Raw genomic sequence first — 25,498 nt, 5'->3', positions numbered from 1 at the left:
CGCCTGCCCCAACCGGTCCACCACCCGACCGAGCACCCCGTGGGCGAGACAGGCCACTCGAGCCAGACGCACAGCCACCCACAGCCACCTGTCCACAGCAACGCCGACCCTGCGCCGAGAGGCACCGGCCAGTCACCACCAAGTCCCAGCCCCCAATTCACACAGCACCGGAGGTTCCCAGCTTGTCCAGCGCCCCGACCACCCACACCGTCATCGAACCCAAGGTTCTCTATTTCGGCACACCGGTCACGGTGATCAGCAGCCTCAACCCCGACGGCACCACCAACATCGCGCCGATCTCCTCCTCCTGGTACCTCGGCCACACCGTGGTGCTCGGGATCGGAACCGACGGCCAGACCCTGCCCAACCTGGCCCGCGAACGCTCCTGCGTCATCAACCTGCCCGCCGCCGAACACCAACAAGCCGTCGAACGCCTCGCGCCGCTGACCGGATGTGACCCCGTGCCCCCTGTGAAGCGGCAGCAGTACCGCTACGAGCCGGACAAGTTCACCGCCGCGGGACTCACGTGCACACCCAGCGAGTTCGTACGACCGGCCCGCGTCGCGGAGTTCCCGGTGCACCTGGAGGCGACCGTCGCGGCCATCCACGAACCCGCGGACGACAACTTCGCGATCGTCGAGGCCCGCGTGGTCCGCGTGCACGTCGCCACCGACCTGGTCATTCCCGGAACCCAGTACGTCGACACCAACCACTGGCGCCCACTCATGTACGTGTTCCGGCACTACTTCGAGCTCGGCCGCCGACGCGGCCGCAACTTCCGTGCCGACCAGTAGCCCGGACGACCGACCCCCACCTACCAGAAGGGCACCCCATGAACACCACCCCGGCGAGCGTTGAACTCCCGCCCAGAAAAGCCGAACGCCACCCCGACCACGTCGACCACGCCGACACCGACCGGTACGCGCTCGTCGTGGTCGACGTTCAGGCCGGATTCGACGCCCCCTGGTGGGGCCAGCGCAACAACCCCGACTGCGACGACAACATCGAACGTCTCGTCACCGCCTGGCACCAACAGGAAACACCCCTGGTCTACGTCCGCCACGACTCCGAGGAACTCGACTCGCCGCTCCACCCCGACAACCCGGGCAATCAGCTCAAGCCCTACCTGCCCGCCGAGCCCGACCTGGTGGTCACCAAGCAGGTCAACTCCGCCTTCCACGGATACCCGACCTGCACGCCTGGCTGACCGCGGCCGACATCGACGGGATCGTGGTCTGCGGCATCACCACCAACCACTGCTGCGAGACCACCGCTCGAGTCGGGGGCAACCTCGGCTACCGGGTGCTGTTCGCCCTCGACGCCACCCACACCTTCGACCGCCAAGGGCCCGACGGAACAGTGCTCACCGCCGACCAGCTCGCCCAAGCAACCGCCACCAACCTGCACGGCGAGTTCGCCACGGTAGTCACCGTCGACCAGCTGCTGGCCGCCCCGCCGGGCACTAGCTCGAACTGAGCAGGCGGCCCTCAGTTCCCCGTCGCCCCGGGGCCGCCCATCCCGGCGGTTTACCCGGTGCCAGCCCGGCCCGCCTCCGCGAGGGTTGACCTCAGTTGGTTCACCCGCCCGACACCCGCCCCAAGCCTGGCCGTACGCCCAGACCGCACCATCAAGGAGAGTCATGGCTCAACAGCTCGACACCGCCGTCAGTCGCAGCACGCCCCCGGCCACCGCCGCTGACACGACCGACATCACCAGCACCACCACGAGGACCACCACCGAGGCCACCGTCCGGCGCGCCGGCGTCGAGGACGCCGCCCTCGTACGCACCATGCTGATCGAGCTCGCCACCCACGAGAACTCCGCACACGCCGTCCACGCAGGCGTCGAGGACTGGCAGCGGATGCTCGCCAACCCCGCAGTGGTGGTCCTCATCGCCTACCTCGACGACCAGCCCGTCGGCTACGTCAGCGGCATCCACCAGCTCAACCTCTGGGTCGGCGAGGACATCTTCGCGATGGACGACCTCTACGTCCGCGCCGAGGCCAGAGACCGCGGCATCGGCAGCCGACTGATGGCTGCGCTCGCCCAACACGCCGCCGAAAGCAACCTCCTCGTCACCTGGGGCGTCCGAGAGGACAACGACGCCGGCCACCGCTTCTACCGGCGCCTCGGCGCCGCGCTGCGCACCAAGGTCGTCGCCTCCTGGCAGCCCCACGCCTACCGGGCCTACCTCACGGCCCGACCCTGACACACCCGAACGGCCGCACGGCCCCGCCGCACCCGCTCCCGGCGTCCAGGCCCGCTGGCCGCTTCAGCCACAGCCCCTCCAGCCCTCACCAGACCCAGGAAGACCCCCTCATGCGCATCCCGTTCGCCGCCGCCTTCGCGGCGGCCCTCATGACCCTGAGCGTCACCCTTGCCCCGGTCGCGCTCTCGGCCACCCCGGCCGCGGCGACGCCGTCGGCGGCTCGGCCCGCAGGCCCGCCGAAGCTCGTCCGGGAGACCGTCGCCTACGGCGACCAGGACAAGTCGGTCTCCCAGATCGCGCACGTCCACGAGTTGCAGTACCGGCTGACGTGGGCCGGGGTCTACGACGGACCTGTCACCGGCTACTTCGGCGACCTCACCAAGGCAGCCGTCCAGCGCTACCAGCGCCGCACCCACCTGCCCGTCACCGGCACCGCGGACCGCGCAACGTGGAAGCGGCTGATCGCCGCCACCATCCGCGGACGCGCCGACATCCCCGCCGCCTGCGACGACGGCACCGGGTGGGACGTCTGCTACGACCGCACCCGGCACGAGGTCACGCTCTGGCACGGCGGCACCCTCATCAACGCCTGGCTCGTCCGCGGCGGCGCGTCGGATCACCAGACCCGCACCGGCGACTTCCGCGTCTACTACCGCGACATCGACCACGTCAGCAGCCTGTACAACAGCCCCATGCCCTTCAGCCAATTCTTCTCCGGCGGCGAGGCGTTCCACGGCTCGGCGACCATGATTGACCCGTTCACCGGCCACAGCCACGGCTGCATCAACATGTACATCGAGGACGCCCGCCAGCTGTGGCACCTCACCTCCAAGGTGCGCCTGGCCGTCCACGTGCACGGAGCCTGGTCATGACCGGCATGCTGCGCCTGCGACCGCTGACCGATCGCGACCTTCCCGCCCTCCAAGAGCTGCTCGACGCAGACCCCGGATACGCGTTGCGGGTGACCGGCGAGGCACCGGAGCCCGGCGGTGCCGTCGACCTGGTCGTCGACCGGCCGCCGGACCTGCCCGCGAACCAGAAGATCGTCCTGGGCGCGTTCGATGACGACGGGCTGGCCGCGGTCATCGACGTCTTGCGCGGCTGGCCCAACCGCACGACCGCCCACATCGGGTTGCTGCAGGTCCACCCGTCACGCAAACGGCAAGGCGTCGGTCGGCGTGCCCACGACCTACTCCTGGCCCACGTCGCGGACTGGGCCGAAGTCACCACGCTGCGCGCCGCGATCGTCGGTACCAACGCCGCCGAAGCCGAACCCTTCTGGGCCGCGCTTGGCTACCAGCCCACCGGCACGCCCAGGCCGTACCAGGCTGGTGCCACCACCACCGACGTCACCGCCTGGACCCGGTCTGCTCACGGCTCCAACCCCACTCCGCACCCGGATCAGCCCCCACGGAGGACCCGATGATGCGAGACACGCCACGAACCTTCGTGGGCCCGACCGTGTTCACCCTCGACGGCCCCGTCTGCGTCCACATCGCCGACGACGTCCGCACCCGGATCGGTGCGATGCCCGGCATCAGTGGCTGCGAGCTCGACATCCCCGCTCGGCTCCTGCTCGTGACCGCCGAAGCGCCCGTCGACCGCGCCGAGGTCCTCGACGTGCTGCGCACCGCCGGCTGCCCGGTCCGGGCATGACCATCCGCGAGCCATCTCCGCGTCCGGCCCTCGCCGTCGGCCCGCACACCGGCCGGGGACTGGTGACCGAGGTGACCGTTCCACCTGCTGGCGGTCCGCGTGGTGAGCCGGCACGATTCCCGACTCGTGAACCCAGCCCAACCGCGGCCGTCGGTGCCCCACGTCGCGAATGCGGGGGAAGTCGTCGCGAACCCTCCCCGACCGTCCAGCGCTGTCACTAGGGTGACAAGCGTGTCGATCGCGGAGGGCGTCTCCGGTGTGCCGGGGGTGCTGCGGGGCAGGGAACGCGAACAAGCCGCGCTCGCAGACATGGTGGGCCGAGCAAGAGCCGGCCACGGTTCCGCGCTGCTGTTGCAGGGTCAGCCAGGTGTGGGGAAGTCCGCGCTGCTCGAGGACGCCATCGCCGCCGCCGACGGCATGGCGGTGCTGCGCACCCGCGGCGTGGAGTCCGAAGCTCCCCTGCCGTTCGCTGCACTGCACCGGTTGCTGCGCCCCACCCTGACCCATCTCGACCGCGTCCCGACTCGGCAGGCAGACGCCCTGCGTGCCGCGTTCGGCGAGAGCGGCGACAACGTCGAAGACCGTCACCTGGTCTTCCTCGCCACCTTGAACCTGCTCTCCGTCGTGGCCGAGGACCAGCCGATCCTCGCGGTCGTAGACGACGCCCACTGGCTCGATGACGCCTCCGCCGCGGCGCTGCAGTTCGCGGCCCGTCGGCTCGAGGGTGAGGCGGTCGCCATCCTGTTCGCGGTCCGGGACCAGGAGACCGGACAGTTCGACCCACGCGACCTGACGGTCCTGACCGTCGCCGGGGTTGACGAGGTCGCCGCCGAGGCGCTGATCGCCGACCACGTCGGCGACACAGTCGCCGAGAACGTCCGTGCCGAGCTCCTCGAAGCCACCGGCGGAAACCCGCTCGGACTCGTGGAGCTCACCCGGGCGCTGAGCCCCGCCCAGCTCTCGGGCGCGGAACCGCTGCCCGACCGGCTCCCGCTGACTGAGGGGGTCGAGCGCGCCTTCCTGGACCGGTACCGCCGGCTGCCAGCCACCGCCCAGACGTTGCTGCTGGTCGCCGCGGCTGACGACTCCGGACGCACCGCCGCCGTCACCCGAGCCGCCAGCCATCTCGGCGCCGGATCAGAGGCCCTCGACGCGGCCGAGGAATCCGGCCTAGTGCACGTCGGTGACCGTGTGCTGACACTGCGACACCCGCTGGTCCGCTCGGCCATCTACGCCGCCGCGACCAGCAGCCGTCGTCGCCAGGCCCACAGGGCGCTGGCCGATGCGCTCGCCGGGACCCCGGACGAGGATCGCCGGGCGTGGCATCTGGCTGCCTCCGTGGACGGCCCCGACGAAGAGGTCGTCGAGGCGCTCGACGAGGCCGCTGAGCGGGCACGGCGACGTGGTGGCCACGAGGCGGCGGCGTCGGCTTCAGTCCGCGCCGCCGAGCTCACCCTCGACCCGCAGGCACGCGCGGTCCGGCTGTTCGCCGCGGCCGGTGCCAGCGTCGCCGCCGGCCGGCCCGCTGACGGCGACCGGCTCGCCCGCACCGCCCTTCTCGACGCCGTCGACCCGTTGCTGCGTTCCGACATCCTGCTGCTGCAGGGCCGGATCGAGTGGAACACCGGCTCTCTGGACGACGGCTACCGGGTCGTGTGCCAAGCCGCCACCACCGCCGCCCCGCACGACCGCGGACGAGCCCGGGTGCTCGCCATGCTCGCGGCCGCCCTCGCCTCCTTCGGTGCCCGCTCGGCCGACGCCCCGGACCCGACCACGATCACCGCGCCTCCCGGCCCCGACGCCCCGCTGGAGCAGCGAGTGGCCGGCTGGCTCCTCGAGGGCTTCTCAGCGGTGCTCCGCGATGACTGGGCCACGGCCGCCAGCGCATTCCGCCGTGCATGGGACACCCCGCTCGGACCGGATGCGCCTCCGATGCTGCATCACAACCTCGCCATCGCCACCATGCACCTCGGCGACGACGACCGCGCCACCGCGCTGCACGACCTGCAACTGCAGCAGGCCCGCGACGCCAGCGCCGTCAACATGATCGAGCACGCCCTCACCCGCGGCGCCGTGTCCCGGATCGCGACCGGCGCGTGGGCCGATGCCGCCTCCTACGCCGAGGAGGCGGTGCTGCTGGACCGCAATCTCGCGCTCGACGAGCTAATCACCTTCCCGCTCGCCCAGCTCGCCGTGATCGCCGCACTCCGCGGCGACCCGCAGGCGCCGGAGCGCCTGAAGACGCTGGAGCAGGCCCTCGAGCAACACCCGCCGCACGGGACGATCGCCGGGCTCGTCACCGGACTCACCCACTGGGCGGCGGCCCGACAGGCCGGCGTCGCATCCGCGACCGCCCTGCACCACCTCGAGCAGATCGACCTGCCCGCCGCCCGGTGGCTGTCGGCGCTGGACCGGATCGAGACCGCCGTCCGCGCCGACCGACGCGACCTGGCGGACAGGTGGCTCGAGGAGCTGCGCGCATTCGCTGAAGGCACGGAGATGGCGTGGGCGTGGGCCGCAGTCCACCACTGCGAAGCCATCGTCGGTGGCCCCGACGCCGAGGAGCACTTCCGTCGGGCCCTGGAGTGGCACGCCCGCTCCTCGAGACTGCCGGCCAAGGCCCGCACGCAGCTCGCGTTCGGCGAGTTCCTGCGCCGACACCGCCGCCGCACCGACGCACGGGTGCCCTTGCGGGAAGCGCTGGAGACCTTCGAGAGCCTCGGTGCCACCTTCTGGGCCGAGCGGGCCCGCCAAGAACTGCGGGCGTCCGGGGAAACCGCGCGCCGAGGCCACGACCTCGTCGCTACCCAGCTGACGCCGTCCGAAGCGCAGATCGCGGCGCTCGTGCGACAGGGACTATCGAACAAGGACGTCGCAGGACGGCTGTTCGTCAGCCCCCGCACGGTCGACTTCCACCTGCGCAACGTCTACACCAAGCTCGGCATCTCCTCGCGCACCGAGCTCGCCGCCCTCGCGCTCGACCCGGCCTGACCGCACTACCCGGTCAGATTCGGGTCCCGACTCCGCTCCGGACGCGACCCACGAGCCCGCATCAGCCGAACGTGGCTGTGAACCCTGGCGAATCTCCCGGTTCGACGAGGAGCCGAACGCGACAGCGTGGACTCATCACCAGCTGACCAAGGACCAGAAGGTCAGCCCATCGAAGGAGATGAGTTTAATGTCGTACATCATCGAGGAAGAGACCGGCACCTACACCGGAACCCGGCACCGCCACAACGGCTACTACGCCGGCGACTTCAGCAGCACGCCCATGGCCACCCGACAGCAACTCGACACGATCATGCGGATGCGTCCTACAACCCTGCCGAGGCCGTCCTCCTGACACTCAGCCCCGCCCCGCAGCGCTCGGCTACGAGCTCGGCCGCTCGCGGCAGCTGATCGCTCCCAACGTCGCGATGCCACCGGCAGCGACCATCAGCGCAGCGGCTGGCTAGTGGGCGCCCCCGCTGCGGCCCATCAGCCAGCTGGTCACGATCGGCAGCAGCGCTCCGCCGAGCACCGCGGGGACCTAGAAGCACACTGAGACGCCCGTGTAGCGCAGCTGCCCCAGGAACTGGGCGGCGAGAAGGCTGGGCAACACCGCGACACCGCCGACGGCCAGAGCGCTCGCCGCCCCTATGACCAGGGCCAGCCCGCCGAAGGTGGCCGCGCCGATGGGACGCGCGAGGAATCCGACCCCGAACGTCGAGAACGCGAGCAGGGTCGCGGCCAGCGGATCGTCGGTCCCCAAGAACAGCGGACCCAGGACAAGCACCGCACTGGTGCCGTAGACGAAGAAGTCGTACCACTCGATCGCGTTACCGATCATGGCCGCGACCGCCACCGGGCGCTGACGTTCGACGAGGCAATCGTCATGTGCCGAGGTTGGCGATCTCCCCGGGAGCAGGACTCACCCACCTGGGCGAACCGACTCCGCGCCGAGGGGGAAGGCCCCCCGCGGAGCCGCGGCCGGCCCGTGCACCAACGCGGACGCCGTCAGGACACCCGGCCGCTTGGACGCCACCCCGCCGGCCCCCAGATCCCGGCAGACTTCGGCGATCCTGGCGGATCTCCCGGCGCCACCCCGGCGACTCGGCGAACACGATAGAACTTCCCCCGGTCACCAAAGACCCGGGAACACACCCCAGGAGAGCGTCATGAGCATCATCTACCCGTTGTACCTGGAAGCCGCCCGCCACGAGGTCAGCCGCCGACTCCGCGACGCCGACGACGAGCACCGCCGCCTGGCGCGGCGCCCGTCCGCGACCCGCCCGAGGTTCCGCACCCCGACCATCGCTGCCTGAGGAGTCGTCCCGTGCCGACCCACCCGCTGTGGAACCCGTACGACCCACCCTCGGCAGAAGAGATCCTCGCTGCCCGCGTCCACCCGGCCGCCGCGGCTCCCGCGCCGGTCGAGGTCGTCCCACCCGACCCGGCCTGGGCCGACTGGTACACGGTCGTACGCACACGCATCGTCGACGCGCTCGGCGACCGAGTGCTCGCCGTCGAGCACGTCGGCTCCACCGCGGTCCCCGGGCTCTGGGCGAAGCCGGTCATCGATGTCGACCTCACGGTGGCCGACCCGGCCGATGAAGCCGCCTGGCTGCCCGACCTCGAACGCGCCGGTTTCAAGCTCCGGGTCCGGGAACCGGACTGGGAACAGCACCGCATGCTCCGCGGCGCACGACCCGCGACCAACCTGCACGTGTTCGGTCCCGGCGCGCGGGAACCGCGGCGCCACGTGCTCTTCCGCGACTGGCTCCTGACCCACGCCGAGGACCGCGAGCGCTACGCCACCATCAAACGACAGGTCGCCGGTCAGGGCTTCAGCGACGCCATGCTCTACAACAACGCCAAGGCGTGGGTCGTCTACGACATCTACGAGAACATCTTCGTCGCCGACCCCGACCACGACCACGACCCGCATCCCCGCTCGGGCGGCGCTGGGCCGCAATGAGTGGACGGCATGCCGACGCACCAGGGCGTTCAACCCGGCGCGATCCTGGCGATTTTCCCGGCGCCACCCCGGGTATCCGGCGGACACGATGGACCTCCACTCCCGATCACCCACGATCCGGACAGCACCTCCCAGGAGACCCCTCATGAGCACCTACCCGAGGTCCCTCGAGGCCGCCCACCACGAGATGAGCCGCCGGCTCCGCGCCGCCGACGACGAGCGTCAGCGCCGACTGGCCCGCCGCTCGTTGCGCCGCACCCACCGCGCCGACGCTGGCACGATGTGTCGATGAGGTCGACGAAACGGATCGGGCTGATCGGCGGGATGAGCTGGGAGAGCACCGCGCTGTACTACCAGCTCATCAACCAGGGCGTCGCCGAGCGGCTTGGGGGCCTGCACTCGGCCGACTGTCTGCTCGCCTCGGTCGACTTCGCGACCGTCGCCGAGCTCCAGGCCGAGGACCGGTGGGACGAAGCCGGTGATCTCCTCGCCGAGAAGGCCCGCACCCTCGAAGCGGCCGGTGCCGACCTGCTGCTTTTGTGCACCAACACGATGCACAAGGTCGCTCCGGCGATCGAGGCCGCGGTCGGTATCCCGCTGCTGCACATCATCGACATCACCGCCGACGCCGCGCGCAGTCAGGGCCTTCGCCGACTGGGACTGCTCGCCACCGGCTTCACCATGGGACAGCCGTTCTACCGCGACCGGATCGGCACCCACGGACTCGAGACCATCATCCCCGACAGCGACGACCGCGAGCTCGTGCACCGGATCATCTACGACGAACTGTGCCGCGGCATGGTCACCGACGACTCCCGCCAGCGGATGCGGGCCGTCATCGACGACCTGGTCGCTCGCGGTGCAGACGGAGTCATCCTCGGCTGCACCGAGATCGAGCTGCTCATCAAGCCCGGCGACAGCCCGGTGCCGGTGCTGGCCACCACCGCCCTGCACGCCGCCGCAGCCGTGGACGCTGCGCTCAGCTGATATCTGCACGACTCGCTAGGGAGGACCCCCGCCAGATGACCTTACATCGACCCGGCAACGCGGACGCCTCGACAGACCCCGTGACGGCCATGGAGCTGCTGTCGGGCTACGAGGCGCGACCGCTGTCCATCGGCGATGCGGCCGCGGTCGCCGACGCCTACATCCGCAACCGCGAGCACCTCGCACCCTGGGAGCCAACCCGGCGCCCCGAGTTCTTCACCGAGGCAACCCAGCGCGGCGACGCCGAAGCGAAGGTTGCAGCCGCAGCAGCCGGCCAGCAGGACCCGTGGCTCATCTGGCACGACGGCGAGGTGGTCGCCCGCGTGAATCTGACCAACGTCGCCCGCGGACCGTTCCAGAACGCCTCCCTGGGCTACTGGGTCGACCACCGCCACACCGGGCGCGGGCTCGCCACCGCCGCGGTCATGTTCGCCGTTGCCCGCGCCACCGACCTGGGGTTGCACCGGCTAGAGGCGGGCACCCTCGCCCACAACGAACCGTCTCAGGTGGTGCTGCGCCGTTGTGGGTTCATCGAGTACGGCCGCGCTCCGCAGTACCTGCTCATCGCCGGTGCCTGGCAAGACCACGTCATGTTCCAGCGGATCCTGCACAACCGGACCGACCCGTGAGCCGCTGCCAGAGTCTTGCGTTCCTCGTGAACCCCCGGTCTAGGGGATGCCGATATGCGCCCGGTGGTCGCATCATGCGGGGCACCCGTATGCGCAACCGAAGGGGGTCTCTGGGATGAAAGATCGTCTCTCCAGCGCCCGCGCCGGCGTCTGGGCCGGGCTGCTCGCGGCCGCGGCCGGTGAGATCGCCGCCTCTGCCAGCCGCCGAGGCCGGTCCCCGGCCTCAGGGCTGGCTCGTGGCATGGTCGACGTCTCGCCGGCGATGTTCGTCGATGGCGGCGTTGCCGTGGTCGGGCAGGCCGACAAGCCCGGGCTGATCGTTATCGCGACCGGCGTCAGCGCAGCGGCCGCGGCCGCCGGCGCTGCCCTCGCCGCCCGCAGCGTCACGGTGGGCGCCGCGACGGCCGCCGCGCCACACGCGCTGGGCGGGCTGCTGGCGCTGCGTCACGGTGACGCGTCGGTGTCCGGCACTGCCGCCGCGACCGGCGCCGGCGTCTTCGTAGCGACGGCGGCGGTCGCCCCCGTGCGGCCGAGGACGCGGGTCGCGTTCGCCGCGGTCGCGGCCGCGGGTGCCGCCGCAGTCGCCGCCGACCGGCGTGCCCGACGTCGCGCCGCCACCGAGCTCCGCGACCGCGCGAAGCTGCCCCAGCCGGCACGACCGCTAGCGCCGGTGCCAGCCGGCGAGATGACCCGACCGGCAGGGGTCGCGCCTCTGCTCTTCAAGCCCGGCCAGTTCCCGGTCATCGACATCACCGTGCCCGAGCCCCGCGTGGACCTCGACTTGTGGCGGCTCGAGGTCGATGGCGAGGTCGCCGCGCCGTTCGCGATGACGTTGCCTGAGCTCCTCGAGCTGCCGCTGGAGGAGCGCGACCTGCTGATGATCTGCGTCCACAACCCGGTCGGCGGGGACCGAATGGGCTGCACGCGCTGGACCGGGATCCCGGTCGCGGACCTGCTCGACCGGGCCGGCGCCACGGTCGGTGCGGGCGAGGGCGACGGCTGGCTGGTCGTCGAGTCGGTCGACGGGTACTCCAACGTGCTGCCGCTCGCCGAGGCCCGCGAACGAGCGTTCCTGGCGGTCGGGATGGCCGGCGAGCCCCTGCCGCGTGAGCACGGCAGCCCGGCCCGGCTGCTGGTGCCGGGGCGCACCGGACAGGACGGGCAGACCAAATGGGTGCGACGGCTTACCGTGACCGGCACCGCGCCGTTGTCGTACTGGGGCCAGCGCGGCTGGCTCGATGGCACCTACCCGGTGCATCCGTCGGCCCGCATCGACGTCCCCGGCCCCCACAGCCGGCTGGCCGCCGGCGAGACGGGTATTCACGGCTATGCGTGGGCACCGCCGGTCGGGGTCGACGCGGTTCAGGTGCAGGTCGATGGCGGGCCGTGGCTCGACGCCACCCTCGGCGTCGACCTCGGTCCCGATGCGTGGCGGCCGTGGTCGTTGACCTGGCAGGCGACCCCGGGCCGCCACCGGCTCCGGGTGCGGTGCCGTCCGATCGGTGGCGACTGGCAGGACGACACCGACGCGACGCCCTACCCGCACGGTGTGCGCGGCATCCACACGGTCACCGTGCACGTTGGCGGCAGCGCCGCCGCAGCCGCCACCCGCCGCGTGGCCGACGAGGCCGCCACCAGGATGAGCTGGGGCGTACGCAGCGTGGCCGCCTGGCGCACCGGCGCCGGACAGCAAGCCGCCCACGGCAGGTAGCTGATCGTTGGGAATCACCATCGAGCGGTACACCGGGCCGCACCGTTGTCTGGAGCGGTCGTTCCGGCTTGCCGAGGATTCCGACCAGGCGCTCGACGCCTACATCGACCTGGGCGTCGGGTGGGTCGCCCAGGCCGGCGACGGTGAGGTGATCGGCCACCTCCAGACGGTTCCACGCGCTGACGTTGGGCAATTGGGGCCCCCCAGAATAGGGGGGTCTTACGCGCCCGGTTCGCCTCACGGGCGGCGTGATCTCCGACGCGTGTGCATCGGTGTTCGCGCTCGACGGTTCCATGTGGGGAAAGGCCCGCTGGGCACCGAGCACCCGGCGTAGGGCCTGCATGGCGTGGAGTGCGACGTCGGGGTCTTCGATGAGAACTACCAGGGTCTCGGGGGTCAGGAGCGCGGGGACGTCGTCGCCGCGGTCGACATCCCCGGCGCCGGCGCTCCTGATCCGGCCGGCAGTCTCTGCGAAGGCCGTCCCGTTCGCCGCGGGTCAGTTGCGGCGTACCGCCACGCCATCAATTCGCACTGGCTTGCCGTCGCTGAGGACTCGAATCTTTAGGATTCCTGTCGCAGGGTTGCCGACCTCGTGGACCGCCTTCCTCAACACGAGTGCCTTCGTACTGGTGGTCTTCAGGTTGATCGTGCGCCGTTCGAATCCCATGCGGGTCTGGATCCTGCCCGCGGTCGGGCCGGTGGCGACGACCAGGTAGACGAAGTTGGCGGGTCCGGTGTCCAGGCGCAAGGTGGCGCCCTGACGCGTGGTCGCGAGCAGTGACCTGTGGTAGTAGCCGGCACCGGTCTGACGTTTCCAGGCTGGGCCGGCGGCGAAGACGCGGTCGTCGAGCGGGACGGTGGCGCAGTTGGTGTCGACTCCCCAGCCGACGGGCCAAGGGCTGACGCGGCCCACAGCGTCGGTGGCTCGGGCGCGGTAGCAGTAGGTGGATCCGGGCCGCAGTCCGTCCTGCGCCGTCGACGTGGCAGTCGTGGCGGTCAGCAGGTCAGTGATCTTCCACTCGGTGCCGTTCAGCGTGCGGACACCGCGTTGGACGTCGTAGGTCGCGATCGGTGACCAGTCGTCCTGGCCGAGCCAGCTGACGCCGGTGGTCTGGCGGACCGCGATCTGAGGCTTCACGGTCGTCGTGGTGTGCGGGGCGGCGAGGTCGGGCCCGCGGACCAGCACCTGCGAGGTCCCCCCGCTGGTGCGAGTCATGGCCACGCCCAGGAACGGGTCGCGGCTACCGGGCGCCCCGGCGTTGGCGTCGGATGCGTCGGCCGACTCGGCGGTCTCGCCCAGGGTCGTGGGCGTCGTCCACCCGGTGCCGCGTTCGTTTGCCGCGTACCGCAGTCCCCATGCCCCGTCTCGCTGTTCGGGCCAGGTGACGAACACCGGGCCCGCGTCGACGCCGTGGCCGGGGCCGGACGCGGCTGCCGGTCGGGTGTCCACCCCGGCCGCGGACAAGAACCGGGTGTCCCCCCAGCCGGTGTCATTGCTGACTCCGGGCCCGCCGGCGTCAACTGCCGCCACCCGGGTCACCCCGGAGGGACCGGGGCTGTGCTCTTGCCAGACGACCTCCGCGGCGTCGGCCGGCGGACCGACCAGCGCGGGGCGGCTGCCGGCGTACGTGATGCCGATGACGTCCGCGCCGGCGCTGGACAGCGTCTGCGGTTGCGACCCCATCAAGGCGCGTAGCCGGGTCACCCCGGCTTGTTCGTTCGTCCATACGATCGCGGGGCCGTACATGGCCGGGGTGTGCATGTCCTCGTCGATCGTGTCGAGGGTGACGACGTCCTGGACCCTGGGCAAGAAAGTGTCCAAGAGCATCCACTGGGCGCGCCAGAAGGTCCCGTCGAAACGGCTCCACGTCAAGGTTCCGTCGCTCAGTCGCAGGTCCTCGGCCGGGCCCGCGGCGGAAAAGGTCTTGATCTCGCCGGCGATTTCGCCGGTGGTATCGGAGACAGCGGCCCCTTGGATGCGCCAATTAGTGCCGTCGAAGCCTCGCCAGAACACCATCGGGTGCTTGAACACGAACACCGGGTCTTCTTGATTGAGGATGACGGGGATGGGGTCGACCGCGGCCTCGCCGGCTGGGGTGACGGTCTGTGGCTTCGACCAGGTGCGGCGGCTCCCAACCGCCACCTGCACCCGGTCCGTGCCGTCGTCGTCGACCACCCACGCCGCGAGCTGGAACGCCCTGCTTTCGAAAACGGCCACCTGCGGGGTTGAGGCGTCCATCCGGGCAGGCGACAGGTACACGGGCGCGGACCAACGCCCGCTGAAAAGATACGTGGAGGACTGGATGCGCCAATGGGCCCCGTCGAAGGTCCGCCAGACCGCCCCAATCGACCCGTTGTCGGTCGCGACCGCCGGAGAGTCGGACTCCTGCCCGTCGACCGACAGCTCCTGCGGGGCCGGCCAGACCGCGTCATCGGGCAACGACCTGTTCGCCGCCGGCTCGGCGTGGCGGGTCAGGCTGGTCGCGGAGGCCGCGGGACCGAGCGCGGCGGCAGCGGCCACGGCGGCCACGGCGGCGGCGGCCACGGCGGCGGCGCGAGCGCGTCCCCGGGTCGGGGTGAATCGAAGCATCCAAGTGGTCATGGGTCGGTCTTCCTAGGCAGTCCTTGGCGATGAGTCTGGAGTCGGGACAGGTCTTTGGCCGCGCTCGGTTCCGGTTCTCACGGTGGGGGATTTCGCCCGTCCGGTCTATACGCACATGTGCGTATAGCGGCGGTACCGTGGAATGCGTAGCGCGAGCACTTGTCGGAGCGCCTGCGGAACCGGGGCTTCCGGCGGAATCGGAAGTTGCGATGTCTGATGACCGACGACTCATCGAATGGCTGGATCTGGTCTCAGACGTGCTGTGTCGCCCGCTGCCGGAGTTCCCCCGCGACCAGATCGGAGCGCAGCTCTCGCGCACCTTCGACGTCGTTGCTACCTCGTGCGACTGGCGCGAGGAGGACGGCCGGTCGGGGCTGTTCCAGACGTGGCCAGAAGTTGACTTCAGCGCCGCCGACGGCATGCCGGACTTTCATCAGGACGCGAACTTGGACCGACACCCGTTAGTCCGTTGGTTCAACGTCACCCAAGACGTCACCGCCCAGTCCGACGGGCGGGTACCGTTCCAGATCTCGAGCCAGTACAACCGGGACTGCATCAACGAGTACCTCAAGCCGGTGGGCATCGAGAAACAGCTGTCGTTGCCGTTCGTCCTGCAGGGGGCGACGTATGAGGCGTTCGTCCTGGGCCGCCCCGACGATGACTACACCGAGGAGGAGCTCGAGCTCGCCCGGCACCTGCAGCGGCTCATCCTCGGCCTGCATCGCACCACCGGCCGGGTGGCCGGCTCCCCGCAACGCACCGACATGTGCGCCGCCGCGAGTACCGCGGGTCTCACGGCCACCGAGTTGGCGGTGTTGAACCTGCTCGCCGACGGGCACACTGCCTACGGGATAGCCCGCCGCCTCGCGAACTCGCCGCGAACGGTGACCAAGCACCTCGAACACATCTACCGCAAGCTCGGAGTCACGGACCGACTTCAGGCGGTCGCGGTCGCTCGCGAGCGAGGTCTCGTCGAACCGGAGGTGTCTTCCAAAAGCTAGCCGGCTTCTGAACCCCGCGGTGATTTCACTCGCGGACCGGCCGACGTCGATCTAGAGGCTGGGTGTCCATTGCCGGAATAGGGACACACCCAGTTATGAGCTGCTGGTCGTCGGCGCTCAGCGGGCGCACGTCGAGAGTCATGGCGTCTGATCCGGTCAACGTCGCCGCCTCGACCATTCGGCCGGTGCTGCGTCGCGCGAGCACCAGGCGCTGGGTAGCCCGGGTGAGGCTCACGTACAGGTCGCCAGGCCCGAGCCGGGAGGCGATGTGGTCGGGGTCGACGACGATGACGGTGTCGAACTCCAGCCCCTTCGCCTGCGGCGGCGTCAGCACCGCGACGTACGCGGGCAGGCGCTCCGCGAGGCTGCCAGACTCGTGCGTCACGACGGCGAGGGTGCCGTGGCAAGCGTCGAGCTGCTCGGCGACCAGGCCCGGGAGATTCGTGTCGGTGACGTCGACCTCGCGGACGGTGCCGCCCCAGCGGGCGCAGTCGACGTCGGGGATGTCGACACCGGTCTCACCGAGGCGGCGGCGGGCGAGCTGGAGGTGCTCGCCGGGTGTCCGGTAGTTCACCGTCAACGTCTCCTCGCGCCAGCTGGACAGATGCGGTGCAAGCACGTCAGCCCACACGCGTGGCCGGGTGGCGGTACCGGAGCGCTGGTTGAGGTCTCCGACAATGGTCAGCGACCGCGACGGGCAGCGCCGCAGCACCATCCGCCACTGCATCGCGGTGAGGTCTTGGGCCTCGTCGACGATGACATGTCCGTACGCCCAGGACGGGTCCGCGGCGGCGCGTTCGGCTAGGGGTCGGTGGTCGGCTAGGTGGTCGTCGACGCCGTAGCGGTGTGCGAGCTCCTCGGCAGTGATGGTCTCGGCGACGCCGTAGGAGCTGAGCGTGTCGCTGGCGAACCGGACTGCCTCGCGCTTCGCGGCCGCCTGCACCGCGGCCTCGGCTCGATCGGCGGCGGACGGCGGTGGCGGCCCGAGCATTGCCGCGACCTCGTCGAGCAGCGCGATGTCGTCTCGCGTCCAGGCAGCGTCACGCCGGCGAACCAGCAGCGCCCGGTCGGCTGCCGGCCAATCCGGTGCGGCGGCCCGCAGCCGCTCGTCGCTGGTGAACAGGTCGCGCAGGAGCTTCTCCGGGGCCAGCGGCATCCACCGCAGGTTCACCTCCCGGCGCACAGCGACGCTTAGATGTAGGGCGGCCAGGGCCTGCGCACGTGAGCTCCGGTCGTCGTCCTGCCCGTCAGCCTGCTCGCGAGTAGGGGAATCGGCCGGGTGGTCAGCTGATCCGTCGGAGTTGCCGGACGCCGGGTCGCGGTAGCCTGCACCGCCTGACGTGGCTGTGAGGAACTGGTCGACGAGGTCCTCGAGGACGATCTCGGCGTAGATGTCCCGTGCCTGGTTGTGCGGTTCTCCGCTGGCGCGGGCCGCATCGCGGGCGCGGCGGATCACCTCGGGCCGCAGGAGGACCTCGACGCCGTCGACGAGCATCGGGACCGGGCCGGGGAGCAGGCGCTGCCGGTGGGCGACGGCGCGCCGCAGCACCTCGACCATCCGGAGATCCGCCTTCAGCTGCGCGACAGTGGGGTCCTCAGCCGTGAGGTCTGGCTCGGTGACCGGGTAGAGGTCGGTCGGCTGGGCGAGAACGACGTCGGTCTCCCCGAGCGCGGGCAGCACCTGCTCGATGTACCGCAGGAACCGTGGGTTCGGGCCGACGACGAGCACGCCCCCGGCCCGGCGGGCCGGCTCGCTGTAGAGCAGGTACGCCGCCCGGTGCAACGCGACGACCGTCTTCCCGGTGCCCGGTGCGCCGTGGACTACGAGCGCCCCTTGGCCCGGGCTGCGGATGATCCGGTCCTGCTCGGCTTGGAGGGTGGCGACGATGTCGCCCATCCGACCGGTTCGGGGCGCCGCCAACACCCGCGTCAGGAGGTCCACCGACCCCTCCGCCAACTCATCGACCGATCGATTCGCCGAGCCCTCGCCGAGCGCGCCGTCGGCCTGCTCGTCAACCCCCTGGTGGTCGGGGACGAGGACCTCCTCGTTCACGTCGACGAGCCGGCGGCCATCGAGGTGGAGCTGTCGACGTCGCAGGACCGGGCCAGGGCAGGCCGGCGTCGCCTGGTAGAACGCCGCCGCAGCGGGGGCCCGCCAGTCGACCAGGACCCGGCCCTCGGGTCGGAGGCCGAGCCTGCCGACGTAGAGGGTGGTGCGGTCGGTGAGGTCGAGGCGTCCGAAGACCAGTCGCCGCTCGGCGGCCCGCAGCTGGCCCAGCCGTCGGCTCAGTCGAGCCACCTGCGCCTCTCGTTCGACCTGCGCCTGGGCTGAGAGGCGGTTCGAGGACCGCAGCTCGGCGCCGAGTTCCGTTTCAGCGGACTCGATCGAGGTGTCGAGGCAGCCGTAGAGGTCCGCGACAGCGGCGGTGTCTTCGGCAAAGCGGCCACGCATGTCTTGGCTGCTTTGGCGGACATCGCGGGCTGGGCGCTCCCCGGTGATCATCCAACCTCGCCCAGCATCGGGGCAGTGGGCGTGTACGTCGCCAGTCGCTGCATCGCCTCACGCAGGACCTCGGGACTAGTGCCGAAGTTGAGGCGGAGATGGCCGGCGCCCTGAGGCCCGAAGTCGTCGCCCGAGCTCAGCGCGACACCGCAGCTGCCCAGGATGTCGCGGGCGAGCTGACCGGACCCGGACAGCCGAGCCACCCCAGGTAGGTGGCGGAAGTCCAACCACGCCAGGTAGCTGGCCTCCGGCGGCCGGTACCGGACCTCTGGCAGGTGCTCGGCCAGGAGGTCGCTCACGAGGTGCCGGTTGACGTCCAGGACGCCGATGACGTCATCGAGCCACTCCTCGCCGTCGGTGAAGGCGGCGGTGCTGGCCAGCACGCCCAGGTGCCCGGTCCGCCATGCCAGCTCCGCGGGGAAGCGCCCGTGGATCTCCTGCACCCGCGGGTCTCCGGTCACGATCATCGCCGCCTTGAGGCCAGCGAGGTTCCATCCCTTGCTCGCCGACTCCAATGCGACGCCGCACCGACGCGCCTCGGCGTTCACGTTGAGGAAGGGGACGAAGACGGCGCCCGGCAGCACGAGTGGTGCGTGGATCTCGTCGCTGACCACGCTCACGCCGTAGCGGACCGCCAGCTGCGCGACTGCCGCCAGCTCGTCATGGGTGTGCACGGTGCCGACGGGATTGTGCGGGTTGCACAACAGGTAGACGTCCACGCCGGCCCGAAAGGCCGCCTCGAGCGCCGGCAGGTCCAGCCGGGGCCCCTCGCCGGCATCACCGTTTTCACGTAGCGGAACTTCGACGGTGCGGGCGCCGACCTCGCAGATCCAGCCGTAGAAGGGCGGGTACACCGGCGGGCTGAGCGCGATGGTGGCGTCGGTGCCGCGGGCCCCCCTGCCCTTGTCTTCCAGCAGGACCCTCAGGGTCTCCACCATGGCGACACTGACGTCGGGCGCGAGACTCACCTGCTCGACGTCAACGTCCCAGCTCCAGCGCCGTGCAGCGAACCGGGCGAAGGCGGCAGGCAGTTCGGTATCGGGGGCGACGTACCCGGTGTCGGACACGTCGATGGCCCTGTGGAGCACCTCAGAGATCGCCGGCGCCAGTCGCACATCCATCTCGGCCACGAACAACGGCAGGACCTCGTCAGGGTAGGTGCGCCACTTCGCGCTACGGCGTCGGCGCAGCTCGGTCAATGGCGCCATGGGCGCGATAGGAGTCATGCAAGCTCCTCGGAGGTCGGTGGAGTGGTCGGGCTCTTGATGCTCGCCCCTACCTTCAGGTCATGGCACTGGCGAAATCGCCGGGATGTGGGGCCGAGGTCATCACGAGCCCCACGGCGGATCGGCTGCACCCCATGGCCCACGGCGCCCGGCAGTCCCCGAAAGCGAGCTGACGACCTCGTTGACATCACCTACCACCTCGCCCTCGCGGAGACCACGCACTGGCGCACAGCACCAACTCCCGGTCATTACCACGTTCCCGCCGCCCGGCATCACGCCTTTGACTGTCCCGATTCGATCTGACGCGAGGGCTGAGTGTCCGGAGTGGAACGGGGAGTGTCCGACCTGGACCTGAGTGTCTTAACGGGACTGCATGACACTGCCACCAGACTCCGCACCAGACTGAGTGCGCGACGACTGGCGGTACGAACAGTCCGAGCTGTGTCTGGGTTCGCGTTCCGCCGTCACTCCGTCCACGTTCCATCTTCGCGGGGGCCGAAGCTGGCGTTGTCCGAAGCTCGCAGGTCAGAACTGGTTCCCAGACCCGCACCGCTTGGTGGGTGAGGGAACGAGGCAGCCGGCCAGGAGGCTGCGCTCATGGCCGGCCGCCCGCTTGGTGCTGCCGTGGTGGGTCAGTCCTGTGCGATCGAGGCGCCGAAGGTGCGAGCCGAACCGAGCCAGTCGACAACCGACTTGCCGTCGGCGGTGCCGGAAGTGCGGACCTCGACACGCATGTCGCCGTCCCCTGGCACTGCCTCGAAGCACTCTTTGCTGATGCGGATCCGGGCCGTGTTCGCGGCATTGTCCAGCCGCAGGGTGTGCGAGCAGGTCATCGGCGTCCTCGCCTTGCCGAGCTTCCAAGAGTCGGTGCGGACGAGGTAGTAGTCGGCGCCCCCGGTCAGACCGGCGACCATCGCGTACTCCGGGCCGCGCTCGCCGTCGGTGTCGAGGAACACTGTGGCGCCCACGCCCTTGTTCGGCGCGAGGTCCCGGACTGTCAACCTGATGCGAACGTTCTTGTCAGCGTTGTTCACCGACACCGAACGCAAATCGGCGCTATGCGAGATGTCCCCCACGGCGTCATTGAAAGTCGCGGTGGCCGCGTAAGCCGGTGCGGCTGCTAGGACCGGGGTTAGGGCGGCGAGGGCGGCGAGGGCGGCTGCGGCTGACAAGGTGCGCATGACCGTCGTGGACATTGGGGCTCCTAGGTACGAACGGCCACCGCGAAGGATGACCGGGGTGCCTCCGAGTGAGGCACACTTGCTAGACACGAATTCCTTGTCGAGAGTTGGAATTTCACGATCTTGGCGCCCGTGGCGTGGCTCACATCCGCGGCGAGTGCGGCGGACGCGACGTTGGTGACCAGGCGCAAGTCGGCGAAGTGGATGCGTCGCCGACCCCGCTGGCCCGCAGCCGGGGAGACACTCCGCCGAGGACGCCGCGATCATCGCGAGTTGTCACGATTCGCACGGACCTGTCGAGCGGGGATACCGAACAGGAAGATCGGCCCCAGGTGTCGAACCGGCTCAGTACCTTCGGCCGAGAGCGATTGCTTCCCCTCCGGCTCAACACCTAGGGCGAGATCGAGCGCGCCGGGTCCGCGGAGGAACGGACATCGCGCCGCGCCAGCAACGGTGTCGACTGAGCGGGGCGTGACCAGCCCGTTCCCCACCCCTGCGTCACCAGCCCGACGAGGATCAAGACGGCCCCAGCCATACCGATCGCAGGGAGGCCTTCGCCGAGCGCGAGCACCGCCAGCGCGGTAGCGACCAGCGGCTCAGCCAGCATCATGGTCGTTATCTCTGCCGCCGGCAGCACGGTCAGGCTCCGACCGAAGAGGACGTAGGCGAGCGTGACCGTGCCCAGCCCGAGGTACAGCGCAAGGACGGCGCCCGGCGGCGTCCACACCCAGCCAACCGGTTGGACGGCGAGCACTGGCAGCAACAGCAGCCCACCGAGCCCAAAGGCCGCGGTCATCACTACCTCACTCCGCGCCCCCTCCTTGACGAGCGAACGCGAGGCCACCGTGTACACGGCATACGCCAGACCCGAACCCAGCCCGAGCAGCACTCCGACGGGTTCCACAGTGGCGTCTGCGGCCCCGCCGAGCGTGAGGAGCGCTAGCCCGGAGGCGCAGATACCGGTTGCCGCGGCCCACCCGCGTGCCGGCCTTTCGCCCAGGGTCGGCCAAGCCAGCGTGCCGGTGAAGATCGGGGCGCTTCCGATCGCGACCAGCGTGCCCACGGCGACGCCGGTGTGGTTCACGCAGGCGAAGAAGCACAGCTGGTACCCCGCTGTGGACACCCCCGCGATGAGGCCCCGCCGGGTGCGCCACAGCCGTGCTGCGTCCTCAGCAGCCAGACCGAGAATCGGCAGCACGGCGACAAGGCCGGCGCCTCCCACGACGAGTCTCAGCGCACCGATTCCAACGGGCGTGGTTCCGTGTGGGCCGATCGCCTGGGCGGTACCGGTGGTGCCAAACAGCAGCGCGGCAAGGACGGCCTGCAGCGCAGGTATCAACGGGCGCTCCTGACGTCGCTTGAGCATTCTTGAACCTCACCCGCTCGGGTCGAATCATTCGCGGCACGCTGTTCATGCGCCGCAGGCATGGGCTGGCGTAAGGGACGCGCAAGTCGTCATGGACGGACGTCCGTCTGGCGGCAGGACAGCGACGACCTGCGGGATGCAGCTCACGGAGTTTCCGCGTGCGTCCCCCGCGCTCGTGGAGCCGACGTCTCTGAGAGGAAGAGGCTGGAGGTGACCCCCGCTTCCGACTTGCGAGCCCGCTTGCGCACCGCGTAGCTGATTGCCAGGAGCAGCGCCCAACCAGCGCCGACGTAGAGGGCGACGCGGGTGTCGGGACTCCGGCCGAGCAGGACGACGACGAGCGCGACGAGGGCCAACGTGACCCAGTTGGTGAGCGGGGCCCCAGGCATCTTGAACTCGCTGGCGGGCAGTCGACCCGCGCGGACCGCGGTGCGATAGCGGAGATGGCAGACGACGATGACGGTCCACGCGCCAAGCACTGCACAAGCAGCAATCGCGACGAGGAGGCTGAAGGCACCCTCCGGTGACGCGAGATTGACGGCGAGACCAACCGCGATGCCGACGGTGATCAGGGCGAGCGCAGGTGTGGGAACCTGCCGAGCGCTCAGACGTCCGAACACAGCGGACGCCTCGCCCTGGATGGACATCCGACGCATGAGACGGCTTGCCATGTAGATGTTCACGTTGCACCCGGACAAGGCGGCCGTCAGGACTACGAAGTTCATGATCCCAGCCGCGGCGGGCAGTCCGATGCCCGCGAACACTTGCACGAAGGGGCTGCTGCTCTCGTCGTAACTGGTCCAGGGCATCAGCGTCAGGATCACCGCTAGCGACCCGACGTAGAAGACGCCGATTCGCAGGGGAATCAGGTTGATCGCCTTGCGAAGTGTCCGGCGCGGGTCGACCGCCTCGCCGGCAGTGCCAGCCGCTAGCTCCATTCCCGAGTAGGCGAAGAAAGCTGCCGGCAGGGCGACCAAGATCTGCCCTGCACCCTTGGGGGCGAATCCCCCGTGGTGCCACAGGTTCGTGATCGATGCGGTGTCTCCGAGCGAGGAAAGTCCGAAGACCAGGACCCCGACGCCGATCACGATCAAGACCAGGATCGCCGTGACCTTGATGCTGGCGAACCAGAACTCCAGCTCGCCGAAGATCTTGACCGAGAGGAGGTTCGCGACCAGAAGGACCGCGAGGGCGACAGCGGCGGTCAGGCCAACCGGCACGCCAGGAAACCAGTAAGTCATGTAGTAGCCGGCCGCGATCAACTCGGCGGTACAGACGGTGACAGCTGTCACCCAGTAGGACCAGCCGATGGCGAAGCCGGCGAAGGGGCCGAGGAACTCTCTGGCGTAGTCCATGACGCTGCCGGAGGTCGGCCGGTAAACGACCAGCTCGCCGAGGGCACGCGTCACCAGGAAGCCGATGAGGCCGGCGACCAGGAACGTAACGATGATCGCTGGCCCGGCCGTGGTGATCGCGGCGCCTGTTCCGTAGAACAGTCCGACTCCGATGGCGCTACCGATGGCCATCATCTGGATCTGCCGAGAGCTCAGTCCTCGGTGGTATCCCTCGTCGAGGACGGTCTGGGTCGTGTGGACGCGGCCGTTTTGGGCGTGCGAACTCATCGGTACTTCCTGTCGTGGGCGGGCCTGATCGCCCGCACTGATGGCCTACGGCGACCCCGGGCGCGGGGCGGTATCAATCCTGGGTGGCAGCTCACGTCGCGAAAAGCGAGAGTTCGCGAAGGGCATGTTGAAGAAGAAGAGGAGGTTGGCGATCCAACGTTCGCCCGCGTGCGTGACCGCGGGCTCCGGTGGCGTCGCGCCGGGCAAGCACTGACCCGAGAGTGGCCGGAGTCATGCGCGGTCATCTTCACTCGTCACGCTTGTGTCCCGGGCGGTTGCCCGCCCGGGACACAGGCTTCACACCCGGGTCATCTCGCCGCTCGTGCGGGCGCGAGTGAGGGACTACTGTTCATAGGCGAGCACGATCTGCGGCAGCTGTCGGGTGACGCCACCCAGCGTCCAGGTGTCGGTCGTGGTGTCGGTGTAGACCACGGCCGCCTTGCCGGTGGCGGGGTCTTCGGCGACCTCGAACAGGTCGAGCAGTTCGCGGTCGCTGGTGCATTCCTCGCCCTCAAGGCAGATCTTGCCGACATGGTTCGGCGCGTTGCTGACGCGTCCATTCGTCCATGCGCCGCCCTGGAGCTGCGCGTCGTAGACGTTCCAGACTGCGGTTGCTTCGTCGACCGAGTCGGCGGTCGAGCCGTAGTAGACGACGTCGACCTTGCCGTCGCGCGCCGCGACCGTCGGCATCACGGTGGTGGTGAGGGCGGCGGGTGATACCTGCAGCGGTGCGCTCCAGTGGTCCCCCTTGTCCGACGACGAGCTGGCCCAGACGCCGTGCTCGTCGCTCCAAGCCGTCCACAGCACGCCGGTCGCGGGATCAACGGCGAGTGTGGGCCAGAAGTTCGACAGGTTGGTGGACCGGGGGGCGTGGTAGACGAGCTGCGCCTTCCACGACTCACCGCCGTCGGTCGAACGCGAGACGTAGACATTGTTGAAGTCTTCGCTCTTCCCCTTCTCGGCGCTGGCCTCCCCTGTCATGAAGACCTCGTAGACGTTGCCGCTTTGGGGGTCGGCCACGATCGGCCCGACGCGGTTGTTCGCCATGCCGTCGCCGGTCACACCGCCCTGGCCCGAGATCGGACTGGCCACGCGCGTCCACGTCCGACCGTCGTCGGTCGAGCGCCACACCCGAATCAGTTCGCTCTCGACCGAATCGTGGTAGGACAGCCAGGCATTCTCTCCATTCGTCGTGATCCACTGGCGGTCGGCACCGGCCACGTCGATCGGGGTGGTCGTGCACCCAGACGGTCCCGACGCCTCCGCCGGGCAGCGGGTCACGGAGACGCCGAGCCGCGCCGAACTGAGCGGGGCATGACCGCCGAGCACCCCGCGGTTGACGAGGGTGTCAAGGTCGGCGAGCAGGACCGTCCCCGCCGAGGTGACTTCCACGTCCGCGTCCCCGTCGCCGACGGTGGTCCGGCCGGAGCCGTTGGTCGGCAGGAACGTGTCCATCGCGCCGAAGTACGCCGGCGGCGTCTCGCCGAAGTGGCCCTTCCAGAGGTTGACCTGAACCGACATCTGGCCTAGCCCGTCGACCGCCATCACGTTCCCGGGCCCGCCGAAGGCGATCGCCGGCTCGCTGTTGCCCGACTGGCCAGAGTGCGGCGCGGTCGTCGCGCCGGGCTGCAGTGGGAACGCAGCCGGCGAAGCTGGCGAGAACAACGTCGTGTTTGAGAACGCGGGCTCAGCCGGTGCGGTGGTCGGTGCGCCCTGGGCTGCGGCGGCGACCGGTGTTGCAGCGAGCACGGACGCTGCGACTCCAGCGAGTAGGTGATGCTTGTTCAACGTGTTGCCCTTCCTTTGTGACTTCCGGTGCAGCGGTGTGCTGCCTCGTGCGCTCGGAGG

General features: G+C 70.1%; 24 protein-coding genes. 16 read left to right on the top strand and 8 right to left on the bottom strand.

The window, feature by feature from the left end:
• Window positions 1-182: 182 nt before the first annotated feature.
• From N538_RS0120905 to N538_RS28705, 9 genes are all read left to right on the top strand, one after another.
• Window positions 183-794: a flavin reductase family protein gene (locus tag N538_RS0120905; protein WP_028638906.1), complete on the top strand. Its 612-nt coding sequence runs from the start codon at window positions 183-185 to the stop codon at window positions 792-794.
• 38 nt (window positions 795-832) lie between these two features.
• A complete protein-coding gene (locus N538_RS29575; RefSeq protein WP_269320366.1) occupies window positions 833-1,207 on the top strand; it encodes an isochorismatase family protein in 375 nt (124 codons plus the stop codon).
• Between the two features lie 23 nt (window positions 1,208-1,230).
• Window positions 1,231-1,476 (top strand): isochorismatase family protein, encoded by a 246-nt coding sequence (locus N538_RS29570; protein WP_269320365.1) that lies wholly within the window; start codon window positions 1,231-1,233, stop codon window positions 1,474-1,476.
• A 163-nt stretch (window positions 1,477-1,639) separates the two neighbouring features.
• A complete protein-coding gene (locus N538_RS29565) occupies window positions 1,640-2,209 on the top strand; it encodes a GNAT family N-acetyltransferase (protein ID WP_081790614.1) in 570 nt (189 codons plus the stop codon).
• A 110-nt stretch (window positions 2,210-2,319) separates the two neighbouring features.
• Window positions 2,320-3,081 (top strand): L,D-transpeptidase family protein, encoded by a 762-nt coding sequence (locus N538_RS27665; RefSeq protein WP_051549488.1) that lies wholly within the window; start codon window positions 2,320-2,322, stop codon window positions 3,079-3,081.
• Complete coding sequence (locus N538_RS26590) at window positions 3,078-3,635, top strand: GNAT family N-acetyltransferase (protein WP_051549487.1); 558 nt, start codon at window positions 3,078-3,080, stop codon at window positions 3,633-3,635. Before N538_RS27665 ends, N538_RS26590 begins: the two co-directional genes overlap by 4 nt.
• Before the next feature lie 23 nt (window positions 3,636-3,658).
• Entirely contained in the window at window positions 3,659-3,865 is a 207-nt protein-coding gene (locus tag N538_RS26585; protein ID WP_036571429.1) for a heavy-metal-associated domain-containing protein, read from the top strand.
• A 231-nt stretch (window positions 3,866-4,096) separates the two neighbouring features.
• Window positions 4,097-6,856, top strand: coding sequence for an ATP-binding protein (locus N538_RS0120875; RefSeq protein ID WP_155992346.1), 2,760 nt, complete (start codon window positions 4,097-4,099; stop codon window positions 6,854-6,856).
• Window positions 6,857-7,043: 187 nt separating this feature from the next.
• Window positions 7,044-7,208 carry a hypothetical protein gene (locus N538_RS28705; RefSeq protein ID WP_155992344.1) on the top strand — a complete coding sequence of 55 codons (165 nt, stop codon included), beginning with the start codon at window positions 7,044-7,046 and terminating at the stop codon, window positions 7,206-7,208.
• A gap of 186 nt (window positions 7,209-7,394) precedes the next feature.
• Here the strand turns inward: N538_RS28705 and N538_RS0120865 are convergent, their stop codons facing one another.
• Window positions 7,395-7,709, bottom strand: coding sequence for a hypothetical protein (locus tag N538_RS0120865; protein WP_028638904.1), 315 nt, complete (start codon window positions 7,707-7,709; stop codon window positions 7,395-7,397).
• 313 nt (window positions 7,710-8,022) lie between these two features.
• Here N538_RS0120865 and N538_RS28700 point away from each other — a divergent pair, with 313 nt between their 5' ends.
• From N538_RS28700 to N538_RS27660, 6 genes are all read left to right on the top strand, one after another.
• On the top strand, window positions 8,023-8,169 hold the full coding sequence (locus N538_RS28700) for a hypothetical protein (RefSeq protein ID WP_155992342.1): 147 nt from the start codon (window positions 8,023-8,025) through the stop codon (window positions 8,167-8,169).
• Window positions 8,170-8,180: 11 nt separating this feature from the next.
• Window positions 8,181-8,822, top strand: a complete 642-nt coding sequence (locus N538_RS26580; protein WP_051549486.1) for a GrpB family protein — start codon at window positions 8,181-8,183, stop codon at window positions 8,820-8,822.
• 145 nt (window positions 8,823-8,967) lie between these two features.
• Entirely contained in the window at window positions 8,968-9,114 is a 147-nt protein-coding gene (locus N538_RS28695) for a hypothetical protein (RefSeq protein WP_155992340.1), read from the top strand.
• Window positions 9,111-9,809: an aspartate/glutamate racemase family protein gene (locus N538_RS0120845; RefSeq protein WP_036571427.1), complete on the top strand. Its 699-nt coding sequence runs from the start codon at window positions 9,111-9,113 to the stop codon at window positions 9,807-9,809. Before N538_RS28695 ends, N538_RS0120845 begins: the two co-directional genes overlap by 4 nt.
• A gap of 89 nt (window positions 9,810-9,898) precedes the next feature.
• Window positions 9,899-10,438, top strand: a complete 540-nt coding sequence (locus N538_RS26575; RefSeq protein ID WP_036571425.1) for a GNAT family N-acetyltransferase — start codon at window positions 9,899-9,901, stop codon at window positions 10,436-10,438.
• Between the two features lie 115 nt (window positions 10,439-10,553).
• Window positions 10,554-12,149, top strand: a complete 1,596-nt coding sequence (locus N538_RS27660) for a molybdopterin-dependent oxidoreductase (RefSeq protein ID WP_155992336.1) — start codon at window positions 10,554-10,556, stop codon at window positions 12,147-12,149.
• 496 nt (window positions 12,150-12,645) lie between these two features.
• Here the strand turns inward: N538_RS27660 and N538_RS0120830 are convergent, their stop codons facing one another.
• A complete protein-coding gene (locus N538_RS0120830; protein ID WP_028638902.1) occupies window positions 12,646-14,751 on the bottom strand; it encodes a hypothetical protein in 2,106 nt (701 codons plus the stop codon).
• 209 nt (window positions 14,752-14,960) lie between these two features.
• Between N538_RS0120830 and N538_RS27655 the strand changes: the two genes are divergently transcribed.
• On the top strand, window positions 14,961-15,752 hold the full coding sequence (locus tag N538_RS27655) for a response regulator transcription factor (protein ID WP_081790611.1): 792 nt from the start codon (window positions 14,961-14,963) through the stop codon (window positions 15,750-15,752).
• A gap of 25 nt (window positions 15,753-15,777) precedes the next feature.
• Here the strand turns inward: N538_RS27655 and N538_RS26560 are convergent, their stop codons facing one another.
• The 6 genes from N538_RS26560 to N538_RS0120790 form a co-directional block, all read right to left on the bottom strand.
• The gene (locus tag N538_RS26560) at window positions 15,778-18,204 is read right to left on the bottom strand and encodes a HelD family protein (RefSeq protein WP_155992332.1); all 2,427 of its coding nucleotides are present in this window, start codon (window positions 18,202-18,204) and stop codon (window positions 15,778-15,780) included.
• Window positions 18,205-18,251: 47 nt separating this feature from the next.
• Complete coding sequence (locus N538_RS26555) at window positions 18,252-19,463, bottom strand: MalY/PatB family protein (protein WP_231496289.1); 1,212 nt, start codon at window positions 19,461-19,463, stop codon at window positions 18,252-18,254.
• A 650-nt stretch (window positions 19,464-20,113) separates the two neighbouring features.
• A complete protein-coding gene (locus N538_RS28690; RefSeq protein WP_155992330.1) occupies window positions 20,114-20,677 on the bottom strand; it encodes a hypothetical protein in 564 nt (187 codons plus the stop codon).
• Window positions 20,678-21,053: 376 nt separating this feature from the next.
• Entirely contained in the window at window positions 21,054-22,028 is a 975-nt protein-coding gene (locus N538_RS26550; RefSeq protein WP_051549482.1) for a DMT family transporter, read from the bottom strand.
• A gap of 143 nt (window positions 22,029-22,171) precedes the next feature.
• Window positions 22,172-23,650 (bottom strand): amino acid permease, encoded by a 1,479-nt coding sequence (locus tag N538_RS26545; RefSeq protein ID WP_197025411.1) that lies wholly within the window; start codon window positions 23,648-23,650, stop codon window positions 22,172-22,174.
• 342 nt (window positions 23,651-23,992) lie between these two features.
• A complete protein-coding gene (locus N538_RS0120790) occupies window positions 23,993-25,399 on the bottom strand; it encodes a sialidase family protein (RefSeq protein WP_155992328.1) in 1,407 nt (468 codons plus the stop codon).
• Window positions 25,400-25,498 lie beyond the last annotated feature (99 nt).

This window comes from Nocardioides sp. URHA0032 (genome assembly GCF_000620645.1).
Taxonomy (GTDB): Bacteria; Actinomycetota; Actinomycetes; order Propionibacteriales; family Nocardioidaceae; genus Nocardioides.
This window is presented reverse-complemented; position numbering and strand designations above follow the sequence as displayed.

What these genes read in the sequence shown, in the direction of transcription:
- N538_RS27660 (WP_155992336.1), top strand. Translation starts at nt 10,554, where the DNA reads ATGAAAGATCGTCTCTCCAGCGCCCGCGCCGGCGTCTGGGCCGGGCTG.
- N538_RS26590 (WP_051549487.1), top strand. Translation starts at nt 3,078, where the DNA reads ATGACCGGCATGCTGCGCCTGCGACCGCTGACCGATCGCGACCTTCCC.
- N538_RS27665 (WP_051549488.1), top strand. Translation starts at nt 2,320, where the DNA reads ATGCGCATCCCGTTCGCCGCCGCCTTCGCGGCGGCCCTCATGACCCTG.
- N538_RS26555 (WP_231496289.1), bottom strand. Translation starts at nt 19,463, where the DNA reads ATGGCGCCATTGACCGAGCTGCGCCGACGCCGTAGCGCGAAGTGGCGC.
- N538_RS28705 (WP_155992344.1), top strand. Translation starts at nt 7,044, where the DNA reads ATGTCGTACATCATCGAGGAAGAGACCGGCACCTACACCGGAACCCGG.
- N538_RS0120830 (WP_028638902.1), bottom strand. Translation starts at nt 14,751, where the DNA reads ATGACCACTTGGATGCTTCGATTCACCCCGACCCGGGGACGCGCTCGC.
- N538_RS29565 (WP_081790614.1), top strand. Translation starts at nt 1,640, where the DNA reads ATGGCTCAACAGCTCGACACCGCCGTCAGTCGCAGCACGCCCCCGGCC.
- N538_RS28700 (WP_155992342.1), top strand. Translation starts at nt 8,023, where the DNA reads ATGAGCATCATCTACCCGTTGTACCTGGAAGCCGCCCGCCACGAGGTC.
- N538_RS26545 (WP_197025411.1), bottom strand. Translation starts at nt 23,650, where the DNA reads ATGAGTTCGCACGCCCAAAACGGCCGCGTCCACACGACCCAGACCGTC.
- N538_RS0120845 (WP_036571427.1), top strand. Translation starts at nt 9,111, where the DNA reads ATGAGGTCGACGAAACGGATCGGGCTGATCGGCGGGATGAGCTGGGAG.
- N538_RS26550 (WP_051549482.1), bottom strand. Translation starts at nt 22,028, where the DNA reads ATGCTCAAGCGACGTCAGGAGCGCCCGTTGATACCTGCGCTGCAGGCC.
- N538_RS28695 (WP_155992340.1), top strand. Translation starts at nt 8,968, where the DNA reads ATGAGCACCTACCCGAGGTCCCTCGAGGCCGCCCACCACGAGATGAGC.
- N538_RS27655 (WP_081790611.1), top strand. Translation starts at nt 14,961, where the DNA reads ATGTCTGATGACCGACGACTCATCGAATGGCTGGATCTGGTCTCAGAC.
- N538_RS29575 (WP_269320366.1), top strand. Translation starts at nt 833, where the DNA reads ATGAACACCACCCCGGCGAGCGTTGAACTCCCGCCCAGAAAAGCCGAA.
- N538_RS26560 (WP_155992332.1), bottom strand. Translation starts at nt 18,204, where the DNA reads ATGCGTGGCCGCTTTGCCGAAGACACCGCCGCTGTCGCGGACCTCTAC.
- N538_RS26575 (WP_036571425.1), top strand. Translation starts at nt 9,899, where the DNA reads ATGGAGCTGCTGTCGGGCTACGAGGCGCGACCGCTGTCCATCGGCGAT.
- N538_RS28690 (WP_155992330.1), bottom strand. Translation starts at nt 20,677, where the DNA reads ATGTCCACGACGGTCATGCGCACCTTGTCAGCCGCAGCCGCCCTCGCC.